Raw genomic sequence first — 13,281 nt, 5'->3', positions numbered from 1 at the left:
CTATTAACTTATCAATGGATTATGAAATGAAAGCGTTCAATGTTTCCGTACTTGCAGTTGCACTCCTGGGTCTGGCTGGTGTTGCGCAGGCTGACACCGCCTCGGGGCAGAGCTACACAGGCGCCATCGTAGTGGGTGGTGCCCAAGGCAACTCTACCAATCATCCCGGTGAAGCGGGCGCGCCTGCCGTGGGTGTGTCGGCTTTCTACAACGGTACGAAAGTTGCGTTCAGCGGCCTCAAGGGCATGGTCGCGGCTGATACCCATGGTGTGACCACTATCACTACAGCCATGATGCCGCCATCGCACGCTACCCTGGGTAACTTTGACTTCAAGCAGGTTTCCACCCAGCAAGTCTACTTCGGCGAATGGTCGCAGAACGGTACCAACAATGACCCGACCCGCGTCGTCTACTACTCCGGTGATACCACGGGGCGCGTGCTGCCGACCACCAACGTTTCCTATGCCGTCCAGGGCATCAGCAACTACTCCGGTGGCAACCTGTTGTCGGGTGACCTGACTGCGAGCTTCGGCGCTGCTGCCCCGACCCTGACCGGTAACCTGGCTAACGGTGCACTGAAAGTCCAGTTGGCGGCCAACATCGACAAATCGACCGCTGCCTTCTCTGGCGCGGCCCTGGCACTCAACCCGACCAACAACGCGCAGTTGTCCAAGGGCACCACTCAGGGCAGTTTCTTCGGCGCGGGCGCTGCCGCTTCCCTGGCCGGTATCGCCAAGTTCGAAAACCGTAACTACGACACCGCGTTCGGTGGTGTGAAGAAGTAAGCCGACCCGCTTGATGCTGGTCAGTTAAGTGCATCAGGGCCGCCTTGCGGCCCTGATTGCAGCTATTTCAAGGCCCCCCGAGAGCCAAGCAATGCCCCAGCCTTCACGCCTGCATTACGTCTTGTTGCTGTCCCTCCCGCTTTCTTTCCCCCTCACTGCTTTGGCCGACCAGGACACCAACCTGCGCCTGAACCAGAGCATTGAATACCGCGCCAACCGTCAGGAGCGAGAGCTGCTCAAGGACGAAATCGCTGGCACGACGCTGGTCATCGATGGCCAGACGTACCGGGTAGAGAACAACCTTGATGACCTGGGCCGTGCCCTTTATGTTTCGGTGCAGCGCCAGCAATGGGCGGCTGTGACTGCATTCCGCGCCCGCTACGTCGCGCTGCCAGGCCACGACCGGATGCTGCTGGCCTACGCCGATGGCGCATTGGCTCGCTCGCGTGGCGACTTGGAGCAAGCCGAGGCGCACTACCGCCAGTTGTTGACGTTGCAGGGCGACTTTCTCCCCGGCCAGCTCGAACTGGCCCGGGTGCTGTTCGAAAACCGCAAGGACCGCGAGTCGGCTGAGGCTTTCCGTCAGATCAGCCAAAGCCTGGGCCCAGCCGATGCGCGCAACCAGGGCCTGGGCAATACCGTCGACAGTTTCATCGAGGCGCTGGACCACCGCGAAAGCTGGCAAGGCTCGCTTGCCATCGGCCCGACCTGGAACGACAACCTCAACCAGTCCTCGGAGAGCACCACCCACTACCGCCTGGAAACCAGTGACGGGGTGTACCTGGTCGAGCGCAAGATGCCCAAGGCAGTGTCGGCACAAGGCATCGACTACGAAGCCACACTGAACAAGCGCGTAGCGCTGTCCGGCCACCATGGCGTATTCGGCCGGGCGCTCGCCTACGGGCAGGCTTACGACAAAGAGAGCAAGTACAACGAAGACACCTTCATCGGTAACACCGGCTACAGCTATCAGGACGGGCGCAACCAGTACAGCCTGGGCCCACAGTTCGAATACAACCGCATTGGCAGTGACCCGATGTACTCAGCCTGGGGCCTGCGCGGTGAATGGATGCACAACCTTTCGGCCACGCGCATGCTCAAGCTGGAAGGCGAATACAAGGACATGGCCTACCGCCGCCAGGCCGCGGACACCTATGACGGCAGCGCAGCCTCCGTGTACGCCACTTTGTGGCAAGCCCTGCCACAGCAGTGGGTGCTGTTCGGCGGCTTCGACCTCACCGACCGCAACACCCGCGATGCTACCGAAGCCTACTTCCAGAGGGGCCTGCGCCTGGGCGTTGCCAAGGACTTCGACATCGGCCTGAGCACTGTGCTGTTCGCCTCCTGGCGCACCCGCCAGTACGACGCCTACAGTGCCTTGCTCGATGACCGGCGTCATGAAGAGGAGCAGGGCTATACCTTTATCGTGCGCGCACCGGGCCTGGCCTTCCACGACCTGGTACCCAGCCTGACCTTCAAGTACAACAAGGTGAACAGCAACGTCGACTGGCTGTACAGCTGGGAGCGCAACAGCGTCAGCCTCAAGCTGGAGAAGCAGTTCTGACTGCCAGCCTAGCGACGGCGTTGGCCTCGATCGGGCAATGCGAGTAAAGTGCCGCTCCCGTTTCGCCAGAGGCAGACCGCATCATGAACCCTACATTCGATATCGCCGTCGTCGGCGCCACCGGCAGCGTCGGTGAAACCCTGGTACAGGTGCTCGAAGAACTGGCGTTCCCGGTCGCCACCCTGCACCTGCTGGCCAGTATGGAGTCGGCAGGCAGCAGCGTGATGTTCGCCGGCAAGAAGCTGAAGGTGCGCGAGGTCGACAGCTTCGATTTCGCCCAGGTAAAACTGGCTTTCTTCGCCACTGGCGCCGCCGTCAGCCGCAGCTTTGCCGGCAAGGCGCTGCAGGCGGGCTGCACGGTCATCGACCTGTCCGGTGAGCTGGACGGTGGCCTGGCCCTGGTGCCTGAAGCCAACGCGCAACGCCTGACGGGCCTGGCCCTGCCGGCGCGTATTGTCAGCCCGTGCTCGGCGGCGGTTGCCCTGGCGGTCGCGCTGGCGCCGCTCAAGGGCCTGCTGGACATCGAGCGGGTACAGGTGATGGCCGCGCTGGCGGTGTCTGCGCAAGGCCGTGAAGCGGTCAGCGAACTGGCCCGGCAAACCGCCGAACTGCTCAACGCCCGGCCGCTGGAGCCGCGCTTCTTCGACCGCCAGGTAGCGTTCAACCTGCTGGCCCAGGTCGGTGCTACCGATGAACAGGGCCATACGGCACTGGAGCGCCGGCTGGTCAGCGAGCTGCGTGTGCTGCTGGGGCTGCCTGAACTGAAGATTTCCGTAAGCTGTGTTCAAGTCCCGGTGTTTTTCGGCGATAGCTTCAGTGTGGCCGTGCAGAGCCGTCGCCCGGTTGACCTGGAAGCGGTCAATCAGGCCCTGGAGAGCGCCGAAAGTGTTGAGCTGGTGGAGCGTGATGATTATCCGACCCCGGTAGGTGACGCAGTGGGCCAAGACGTGGTCTATGTTGGTCGTGTACGTCACGGTGTTGATGAAGACCAGCAGCTCAACCTCTGGCTGACCACCGACAACGTGCGCAAAGGCGCCGCACTCAATGCCGTGCAAGTGGCGCAATTGTTGATTAAACACATGCCGTAAAAGATACTGGCGAGCACTTTTGTCCTGCTCCGCATGCAGGTTTCGGGACGATTCATACAAAGGAAGAGGTCATGCTTCGAATTCGCAAACTGGTTCTGGCCATGGCTGCAGCATCCGCGCTGTCGTCTGGCATGGCGAATGCGCTGGGCCTGGGAGAGCTGACCCTGAAGTCGGCACAGAATCAGCCGTTGGACGCCGAGATCGAATTGCTCGACGTGCGCGACCTCAAAGCCGCCGAAGTGGCGCCGAGCCTGGCGCCACCGGAAGAGTTCAGTAAGGCCGGGGTGGCATTTCCGACCTACCTCGAAGACCTGACCTTCACACCGGTGATCAACCCCAACGGCAAGAGCGTGCTGCGGGTGACTTCCAGCCAGCCGCTGCCAGGGCCAGTGGTCAAGTTTCTGGTCCAGGTGATGTGGCCGCAGGGCCGCCTGCTGCGTGACTACAGCGTGTTGCTCGACCAGGCCAAGGCCCAGGGCGACAAACCGGCGGCGGGCAATGTCACGCCGGCTACAACCGGTGCCAGCAGTTACACCACCCAGCGCCGCGACACCTTGTGGCAAATTGCCGCGCGCAACACCCAGGGTGGCTCTATCCAGCAGACCATGATCGCGATCCAGGCGTTGAACCCGGACGCCTTCATTGGCAACAACATCAACCAGTTGAAGGTTGGCCAGGTGCTGCGCCTGCCCGACCAGCAGCAGATCCAGAACATTGCGCAGGCCGAGGCGAACAGCGAGGTGGCCGAACAATATGCCGCCTGGCGAGAAGGCCGCCGCCTGGGGCCGCGTGCGCGCCAGTTGGATGCCACCCGCCGTGGCGCTGCCGAGGCCGCGCCGTCGCGTATCGCCCAAGGCGACAACCTGCGCCTGGTCAGCCCGGGCAACCAGGCCGGTGCCGGCCAGGCCAAGGCGTTGAATGACAAGCTGGCGGTGGCCCAGGAAAGCCTTGACACCAGCCGCCGCGACAATGAAGAACTCAAGAGCCGCATGAGCGACCTGCAGAGCCAGCTGGACAAGCTGCAGCGTCTTATCGAGCTGAAGAACAACCAGTTGGCCCGCCTTGAAGCCCAAGGCGCAGCCACGCCGGCCCCAGCGGCGGCTGCACCGGCCTCGGCCCCTGCGGCGGCGAGCGTGCCGCCAGCGGCCAAGCCGGCACCTGCCGCCGCCACCGCGCCCAAGCCGGCGCCTGCCGCCCAGTCGCAAGGTGTTGTCGACGAAATCATGGGCAACCCGCTGTTGCTGTGGCTGATCGCCGGTAGCGCGTTCCTGGTGCTGCTGCTTCTGCTATTGCTGCTGGCTCGCAAGCGCAAGGCCCAGCAAGAAGCTGAAAAGCACCTGCGCATGGCGCGTGCGCTGGAAGAAGAGCAGGGCACAGGCTTCGACAGCGATACCGAGAGCCTCGATGGCGTCGAAGTCTCGGAACCGAGCGTGACCCTGTCGCCGGCTGTGGTCGCAGCTTCCGCCGCCGCCGCTGTCGCTGCGGAAAAAGTGTCGGCACCCGTTGCCGAGGCAGAGCCCGAGCTTGAACCACAAGCAGACCCGCACGCCGCACTGCTTGCAGAAGTCGATCAGTGCCTGGCCGAAGGCCGTCTGAATCGCGCCGCCGACCTGCTGGAGCCCGCTGTGGCCGCAGCGCCGGAGCGTGACGACCTGCGTCTGAAGCTGATGGATGTGTACGCTCGCCAGGGTGACCAGAGCGCGTTCGCCGAGCAGGAGCGCCAGCTGTCGGCCGGCGAGCAGAACGTTGCCGAAGTCGCCGGGCTGAAAGAGCGTTATCCTGCCATGCTCGGCCTGGCTGCTGCCGGCCTGGGTGCGGCGGCGCTGGCTGCCGAGATGGATGAACAGTACGTGCAGGAGCTGCTGCACGACGAGCCCGAGGCCCCGGTGGTTGCGGATGTGGTGCCTGACGAGGTGCCTGAGTTCGAGCCACAAGTAGAGGCCGAACCCGAGGTTGTCGCGCAAGCAGAGCCTGAAGCAGAGCTGGAGGCCTTCGATGACGTGCCGACCCTCGATGCTTCGGGCCTGGATGAGCAGGATCTGGACAGCGCATTCGACCTGAGCCTGGGTGAAGACCTGCCCGAGGAAGACCCGCTGGCAGCGCCGTTGCTGGATGAGCCGATGGCCCAGGCGCCTGTGCCCGACGAGTTGGTCATCGCCGAGCCTGTGCTGGATGAGCCAGAGCTGGAAGACGCTCAGCCAGAAGAACAGCCGTTCGCCGTGGATGCCGAGCTGCAAGACAGCGCCGACGCTGATTTCGAGGCCATGCTGGCTCAGGCTGAGCCACAATCTGCCGTGGACCTGTCTGATTTCGACCTCGATATCAGCGAGCCGGTTGCCCCAGCTGCTCCTGACGCGCTGGCGCAAGAACCGGTTGATGTCGCCGCCGAACTGGCCGCCTTCGACAGCGAGCCGGCATTTGACCCAGTGTCCGAGTTCGATATGCCGTCGGACTTCGACTTGTCCCTGTCGCTGGAAGACGACTCGCCCGCAGCCAAGCGCTTTGCCTCGGAGCTGGACGACGTCAACGCCGAGCTGGACAAGCTGTCGCAGAGCCTCGAATCGCCATCGCTGGAGCCGCACTTCACCCGCGAGGACGCGGTTGCGCAGCCCGAGCCCGAGCCTTTGGACGACCTGGACTTCGACTTCTTCTCCGGCAGTGACGAAGTGGCTACCAAACTCGATCTGGCCCGTGCCTATATCGACATGGGCGACAGCCAGGGTGCGCGCGACATCCTCGACGAAGTGGTCAAGGACGGCGACGACAGCCAGCGCCAGGAAGCCGAGGACATGCTCTCTCGCCTGGTCTGAGGTTGACTGCGCCGGCCTCTTCGCGGCAAGCCCGCGAAGAGGCCCTCAAACGCAGTGCATATCCAACGGCAGCCCTACACGGCTGCCGTTGTCGTTATAATCCCCGCCATTCCGTACACCCACAGGTTTCATGCGCTTGGACATCATCGACACCGCTACCGCCGAATCCGCGGCCGAAGGCTTCTCCCGTATCGCCCTGGGCGTGGAATACAAGGGCGCGCGCTACCGCGGCTGGCAGCGCCAGGCCAGCGGTGTACCGAGTGTCCAGCAGGCCCTGGAACAAGCCCTGTCCAAGGTTGCCAACGAGCCGATTTCGGTGATTTGCGCCGGGCGTACCGACGCCGGGGTCCATGGCTGCGGGCAGATCGTGCACTTCGACACCCGTGCCGTGCGTGACGAGCGTGCCTGGACCATGGGCACCAACTTCAACCTGCCGCACGACATCAGCGTGGTCTGGTCGCAGCCAATGCCGGCCGACTTCCATGCCCGCTTCAAGGCCTGCGCCCGGCGCTACCGCTATGTCATCTACAACGACCCGATCCGCCCGGCGCACCTGGCCGAGGAAGTGACCTGGAACCACCGTCCGCTGGACGTCGAGCGCATGGCCGAGGCCGCGCAGTTTCTGCTCGGCACCCACGACTTCAGCGCCTTCCGCGCCAGCCAGTGCCAGGCCAAGTCACCGATCAAGCACATCTACCACCTGCGCGTTACCCGTCATGGCCAGATGATCGTGCTGGACGTGCGTGCCACCGCTTTTCTGCATCACATGGTGCGCAACATTGCCGGTGTGCTGATGGCCATTGGCGCCGGTGAGCGCCCAGTCACCTGGGCGCGCGAGGTGCTCGAAGGGCGTAACCGCCGCGAAGGTGGGGTAACCGCCCACCCGTACGGGCTTTATCTGGTGCAGGTGGAGTACCCCGAGGAATTTGCGCTGCCCAAGCGTTACATCGGCCCACACTTTTTGAGCGGTTACGAGGCGTTGGCAGACTGACGGGCGAAAAGCCATTTGCTAACATCCGGCCTTTCGCCGCAATAACCAGGGTTCGCGTTCCATGAGCTATGTTCGCAGCAAGATCTGCGGGATTACCCGCATCGAAGATGCGCTGGCCGCCGCCGAAGCGGGTGCCGATGCCATCGGCTTCGTCTTCTATGCCAAAAGCCCGAGGGCGGTGGACGTGCGCCAGGCGCGGGCGATCATCACCGAGCTGCCGCCGTTCGTGACCACGGTCGGGTTGTTCGTCAATGCCTCGCGCTGCGAGCTGAACGAGATCCTCGAAGTGGTTCCGCTGGACCTGCTACAGTTCCACGGCGACGAAACCCCGCAGGACTGCGAAGGCTACCACCGCCCCTGGATCAAGGCCCTGCGTGTGCGCCCTGGCGACGACCTGGAGGCGGCCTGTAAGCAGTACGCAGGTGCCCGCGGTATTCTGCTGGATACCTACGTGGCGGGCGTGCCTGGGGGAACCGGTGAAGCGTTCGACTGGTCACTGGTACCGGCGCACCTGAGCAAGCCGATCATTCTGGCGGGCGGGCTGTCAGCCGATAACGTTGGCCAGGCCATTGCCCAGGTACGGCCTTATGCGGTGGATGTCAGTGGCGGCGTCGAACAGGCCAAGGGCATCAAGGACGCGGCGAAGATCGAGGCGTTCATGCGAGCGGTGAAGCAGGCGTGATGGCAGATGTGACGGCTGGCTGCGCGCCATCGTCCATAGCTTTCGCAGCCCTGCGGGGCCGCCGCCAGCGCTTATGGCGGCAAGAAAACACATTAGCGGTGGAGTGGCGCGCTGGAAGCCCCGGCGGCCGGTCCACCATCGTTTTGTAAAAGATTTTGAGCTCAAGGGCAGGGCAGGGCCGGCGACACCGACCCCCGCCTGCCAATACTGGAGAAAGAAAGCATGAGCAACTGGTTAGTCGACAAACTGATCCCTTCGATCATGCGTTCCGAGGTGAAGAAGAGCTCGGTGCCTGAGGGGCTGTGGCACAAGTGTCCGTCCTGCGAGGCCGTGCTGTATCGTCCGGAGCTGGAAAAGACCCTGGATGTCTGCCCCAAGTGCAACCACCACATGCGCATCGGCGCACGTGCGCGCATCGACATCTTCCTCGACGCCGAAGGCCGTGCCGAACTGGGTGCCGACCTGGAGCCGGTCGACCGCTTGAAGTTCCGTGACGGCAAGAAGTACAAGGACCGCCTGACCGGCGCCCAGAAACAGACCGGCGAAAAAGACGCGCTGATCTCCATGAGTGGCACCTTGATGGGCATGCCGATCGTGGTCAGCGCCTTCGAGTTCTCGTTCATGGGCGGGTCCATGGGCGCCATCGTCGGCGAACGTTTCGTGCGCGCGGCCAACTACGCCCTGGAGCATCGCTGCCCGATGGTCTGCTTCTCCGCTTCGGGCGGTGCGCGCATGCAGGAGGCGTTGATCTCGCTGATGCAGATGGCCAAGACCTCGGCCGTGCTGGCACGCCTGCGCGAAGAAGGCATCCCGTTCATCTCGGTGCTGACCGACCCGGTGTACGGTGGTGTCTCTGCCAGCCTGGCAATGCTCGGCGATGTCATCGTCGGTGAGCCAAAGGCGCTGATCGGCTTCGCCGGCCCGCGCGTGATCGAACAGACCGTCCGCGAGAAGCTGCCAGAAGGCTTCCAGCGCAGCGAGTTCCTGCTGGAGCACGGTGCCATCGACCTGATCATCTCCCGTGGCGAGTTGCGCCCGCGTCTGGCCCGCCTGCTGGCGCAGATGACCGGCCAGGACACCCCGGAGCAAGCGCGTGAGGCGGCTGCCGTCGCGTGATGAAACAACGATCCCTGGGCGAATGGCTCGCCTACCTCGAGCAGTTGCACCCCTCGGCCATCGACATGGGCCTGGAGCGGTCGCAGAAGGTGCTTGCCCGGCTGGCGCTGGGCAAGCTGGCGCCACGCGTGGTGACGGTAACAGGCACAAACGGCAAAGGTTCGACCTGCGCCTTCGTGGCTTCGTTGCTGCGTGCCCAGGGCCTCAAGGTCGGCGTGTACAGCTCGCCGCACCTGTTGCGTTACAACGAGCGGGTGCTGATCGAGGGCCAAGAAGCCAGCGATGAGCGCTTGTGCGAAGCCTTCGCCGCCGTTGAGGCGGCGCGGGGCGATATTTCCCTCACCTACTTCGAGTTGGGTACGCTGGCCGCGTTCTGGTTGTTCTACCAGTCGCAGCTGGATGCCGTGGTGCTGGAAGTGGGCCTTGGTGGCCGGCTGGACACCGTGAACGTGGTGGACGCCGACCTGGCCCTGGTGACCAGCATCGGCGTCGACCATGTCGATTACCTGGGCGATACCCGCGAGCTTGTGGCCTTCGAGAAGGCCGGCATCTTCCGCCCCGGCAAGCCGGCCCTGTGCGGCGACCTGGACCCGCCACGGCCGTTGCTGGACAAGGCTGGCGAACTGGCCGCGCCACTGTTCCTGCGCGGTCGTGATTTCGACCTGGCCAGCGCCGATGGCAGCTGGAGCTGGCGTGGTACCGCGGCCAATGGTGCGCAGGTAGCGCTGAGTGACCTGCCTTTACTCGACCTGCCCATGGAAAACGCCGCGTTGGCGTTGCAGGCTTACCTGTTGATGGGGCTGCCGTGGGATGCGGCGCAGGTTCGCCAGGCATTGCTGGATACCCGTATCACCGGGCGTCTCGACCGCCGCCAGCTGAACTGGCAGGGCAAGCCAGTTGAGCTGTTGCTGGATGTCGGGCATAACCCGCATGCGGCGCAGTACCTGGCCCGCCGCCTGGCGGCCCGTCCGCTGAATGGGCGCCGTTTCGCGGTGTTCGGCTTGCTCGCCGACAAGGACCTGGGCGGCGTTATCGCGCCGCTGCAGGGACTGGTCGACGAATGGGCAGTGGCGCCGCTGGACACCCCGCGCAGCCGCCCGGCTGCGGAACTGGCCACGGCCTTGACGAACCATGGCGCCGCAGTGAAGTCTTATGCCAGCGTCGACGCCGCCCTTGAAGGGCAATGCGCGCAGGCGACGGCGGATGACCAGATCCTGCTGTTCGGTTCGTTTTTCTGTGTCGCCCAGGCGCTGGAATGGCTGGAGCGGCATGCCCAGGAGGGTGGAGTAGATGGCAGTGCTGGATAAAGGGATGAAGCAGCGCATGGTCGGTGCGCTGGTGCTGGTGGCGCTGGCGGTGATCTTCCTGCCGATGCTGTTCAGCCGCGAGGACGAGATGCGCCAGGTGCACGTCGAAACCCCGCAGGCACCGGCCATGCCCAGCCTGCCGGAAGTGAAGGTGGAGCCGGTTGCCGTGCCGCAACCGCAGGTGATCCCGGAGGCGCCTCAGCAGGCGCCGGTGGTGATCGATGAAGCCACTGCGCCGGCGAGCACGCCCAGCCAGCCCATTACCCCGTCACCACAGACTCAGGCACAGGTTCAACCGCCCAAGCCGCAAGCACCCGCGCCAGCGCCAAAGGTCGAGGCCAAGCCCGCTGCAGCCCCAGCGCCGGCAGCGCCTTCGAAGATCGACGTCAATGGTCTGCCAGTCAGCTGGTCGATCCAGCTGGCCAGCCTGTCAAACCGTGCCGGTGCCGAAAAACTTCAACAAACGCTGCGTAGCCAGGGTTACAACGCTTATATCCGCTCGGCGGGTGGCATGAACCGGGTGTATGTCGGGCCGTTGATCGAGCGGGCCGAAGCCGAGCGCGTGCGTGATGCGATCAATCGCCAGAACAGCCTCAAGGGCTTTGTGGTGAGGTTCCAGCCAGAACGCAGCTAATTCAGGCCGTAGGCTTCTGCGCGGCCCCTAAGATCTCTGCAGTACAGCCAGAACTGCTGGGGCCGCTTTGCGGCCCTTTCGCGACACAAGGCCGCTCCCACACCCAGGTGGCGCTAATCCCCGACATTCCGCTTACTCCCAGCCCTCTGCTCTGGTAAAATGCGCCGCCTCAAACGTCTGCAGGCAGCACCGTGGCATTTACCTTGGTTGATTGGGCGATCATTGCGATCATCGCCGTCTCCACACTGATCAGTCTCAAGCGCGGCTTCGTCAAAGAGGCCTTGTCCTTGCTCATCTGGATCATTGCCGGTGCGGTTGCCTGGATGTTCGGCGGTTCGCTCTCGGTGTATCTTGAGAGCTATATCCAGACGCCATCGATGCGCGTCATCGCTGGCTGCGCCATTCTTTTCGTCGCCACCTTGCTGGTGGGGGCCATGGTCAACTTCCTCGTCGGCGAACTGATCCGCGTGACCGGGCTGTCCGGCACCGATCGTTTCCTGGGCATGGCCTTCGGTGCCGCGCGCGGGGCCTTGCTGGTAGTGGTGGCCATAGGCCTGATCAGCCTGGGGCCGGTTCAACAGGACACCTGGTGGCAGGAATCACGCCTGATACCACAATTTCTCTTGGTCGCCGATTGGTCGAAAAACCTGATTCTGGGTTTCACCGGTCAGTGGTCGCCCAGTGGGTTGATCAGCGCTCCCGCTGATCTTCCGTTCAAGGAACAGTTGCTCGGGCCGTCCAAGCCCTGAGCGCTATTCACTCAAGTTTCGTCAAAGTAGGGGTTGCGTCGCATGTGTGGCATCGTCGGTATCGTCGGTAAGTCGAACGTCAATCAGGCGCTGTATGACGCGCTTACGGTCCTCCAGCACCGCGGCCAGGACGCTGCCGGTATCGTGACCAGCCATGACGGCCGGTTGTTCCTGCGCAAGGATAATGGCCTGGTGCGCGACGTGTTCCAGCAGCGCCACATGCAGCGCCTGGTGGGCAGCATCGGTATCGGCCACGTGCGCTACCCGACGGCGGGCAGCTCGACCTCGGCCGAGGCCCAGCCGTTCTACGTCAACTCGCCGTACGGCATCACCCTGGCCCACAACGGCAACCTGACCAATGTCGAGCAGTTGGCCAAGGAGATCTACGAGTCCGACCTGCGCCACGTCAACACCAACTCCGACTCGGAAGTGCTGCTGAACGTGTTCGCCCATGAGTTGGCGGTGCGTGGCAAGCTGCAGCCAACCGAAGAAGACGTGTTCGCGGCGGTTTCCCATGTACACAGCCGCTGCGTCGGCGGTTACGCCGTGGTGGCGATGATCACCGGCTACGGCATCGTCGGCTTCCGCGACCCCCACGGCATCCGCCCGGTGGTGTTCGGCCAGCGTCATACCGATGAAGGCGTGGAATACATGATCGCCTCGGAAAGCGTGGCCCTGGACGTGCTCGGCTTTACCCTGATCCGCGACCTGGCGCCGGGCGAAGCGGTGTACATCACCGAAGAAGGCCAGCTGTTCACCAAGCAATGCGCCGAAGCGCCGAAGTTGCAGCCGTGCATCTTCGAGCACGTCTACCTGGCCCGCCCGGACTCGATCATTGACGGTATCTCGGTGTACAAGGCCCGTCTGCGCATGGGTGAAAAACTGGCTGACAAGATCATGCGCGAGCGCCCTGAGCATGATATCGACGTGGTCATCCCGATCCCGGATACCAGCCGCACTGCTGCGCTGGAACTGGCCAACCGCCTGGGCGTCAAGTTCCGCGAAGGTTTCGTCAAGAACCGTTACATCGGCCGTACCTTCATCATGCCCGGCCAGGCCGCGCGCAAAAAGTCAGTGCGCCAGAAGCTCAACGCCATCGAGCTGGAATTCCGTGGCAAGAACGTGATGCTGGTGGACGACTCGATCGTGCGCGGCACCACCTGCAAGCAGATCATCCAGATGGCCCGCGAAGCCGGCGCCAAAAATGTCTACTTCTGCTCCGCAGCCCCTGCAGTACGCTACCCCAACGTCTACGGCATCGACATGCCGAGTGTTCACGAACTGATCGCCCACAACCGTACCACCGAACAGGTGGCCGAGTTGATCGGCGCCGATTGGCTGATCTATCAGGATCTGCCAGACCTGATCGACTCGGTCGGTGGCGGCAAGATCAAGATCGATCATTTCGATTGCGCGGTGTTCAACGGTGAGTACGTCACCGGCGATATCGACGAAGCCTACCTCGAGCGTATCGAGCAGGCCCGTAATGACCTGGCCAAGGTCAAGAACCAGGCCGTCAGCGCGATCATCGACCTCTACAACAACTGATTTTGGG

At 63.5% G+C, this 13,281-nt stretch carries 11 protein-coding genes; all 11 read left to right on the top strand.

Going from position 1 to position 13,281, the window contains the following annotated elements; genetic code table 11:
* Positions 1 to 26 precede the first annotated feature (26 nt).
* The 11 genes from Q9451_RS22900 to purF all read left to right on the top strand — a co-directional run bounded on the left by Q9451_RS22900 (position 27) and on the right by purF (position 13,274).
* Positions 27 to 785, top strand: a complete 759-nt coding sequence (locus Q9451_RS22900; protein WP_041166420.1) for a Slam-dependent surface lipoprotein — start codon at positions 27 to 29, stop codon at positions 783 to 785.
* 91 nt (positions 786 to 876) lie between these two features.
* Complete coding sequence (locus Q9451_RS22895) at positions 877 to 2,349, top strand: surface lipoprotein assembly modifier (protein WP_012271197.1); 1,473 nt, start codon at positions 877 to 879, stop codon at positions 2,347 to 2,349.
* Positions 2,350 to 2,432: 83 nt separating this feature from the next.
* Positions 2,433 to 3,437, top strand: a complete 1,005-nt coding sequence (locus Q9451_RS22890; RefSeq protein WP_012271198.1) for an aspartate-semialdehyde dehydrogenase — start codon at positions 2,433 to 2,435, stop codon at positions 3,435 to 3,437.
* A gap of 71 nt (positions 3,438 to 3,508) precedes the next feature.
* Positions 3,509 to 6,247: a FimV/HubP family polar landmark protein gene (locus Q9451_RS22885; protein WP_012271199.1), complete on the top strand. Its 2,739-nt coding sequence runs from the start codon at positions 3,509 to 3,511 to the stop codon at positions 6,245 to 6,247.
* Positions 6,248 to 6,377: 130 nt separating this feature from the next.
* Entirely contained in the window at positions 6,378 to 7,238 is an 861-nt protein-coding gene (truA, locus tag Q9451_RS22880) for a tRNA pseudouridine(38-40) synthase TruA (protein ID WP_012271200.1), read from the top strand.
* A 61-nt stretch (positions 7,239 to 7,299) separates the two neighbouring features.
* Positions 7,300 to 7,920: a phosphoribosylanthranilate isomerase gene (locus tag Q9451_RS22875; protein ID WP_012271201.1), complete on the top strand. Its 621-nt coding sequence runs from the start codon at positions 7,300 to 7,302 to the stop codon at positions 7,918 to 7,920.
* A gap of 222 nt (positions 7,921 to 8,142) precedes the next feature.
* The gene (gene accD / locus Q9451_RS22870) at positions 8,143 to 9,036 is read left to right on the top strand and encodes an acetyl-CoA carboxylase, carboxyltransferase subunit beta (RefSeq protein WP_012271202.1); all 894 of its coding nucleotides are present in this window, start codon (positions 8,143 to 8,145) and stop codon (positions 9,034 to 9,036) included.
* Positions 9,036 to 10,343, top strand: coding sequence for a bifunctional tetrahydrofolate synthase/dihydrofolate synthase (gene folC, locus Q9451_RS22865; protein ID WP_012271203.1), 1,308 nt, complete (start codon positions 9,036 to 9,038; stop codon positions 10,341 to 10,343). Before accD ends, folC begins: the two co-directional genes overlap by 1 nt.
* A complete protein-coding gene (locus Q9451_RS22860; RefSeq protein WP_012271204.1) occupies positions 10,327 to 10,977 on the top strand; it encodes an SPOR domain-containing protein in 651 nt (216 codons plus the stop codon). The genes folC and Q9451_RS22860 overlap by 17 nt, the downstream gene beginning before the upstream one ends.
* A gap of 191 nt (positions 10,978 to 11,168) precedes the next feature.
* Positions 11,169 to 11,726, top strand: a complete 558-nt coding sequence (locus Q9451_RS22855) for a CvpA family protein (protein WP_012271205.1) — start codon at positions 11,169 to 11,171, stop codon at positions 11,724 to 11,726.
* A gap of 42 nt (positions 11,727 to 11,768) precedes the next feature.
* Complete coding sequence (purF, locus tag Q9451_RS22850) at positions 11,769 to 13,274, top strand: amidophosphoribosyltransferase (protein WP_012271206.1); 1,506 nt, start codon at positions 11,769 to 11,771, stop codon at positions 13,272 to 13,274.
* Positions 13,275 to 13,281 lie beyond the last annotated feature (7 nt).

The organism is Pseudomonas sp. NY8896 (assembly GCF_039634505.1).
The sequence above is the reverse complement of the archived record's forward strand: the minus strand, read 5'-3'. Positions and strand labels throughout refer to the sequence as shown.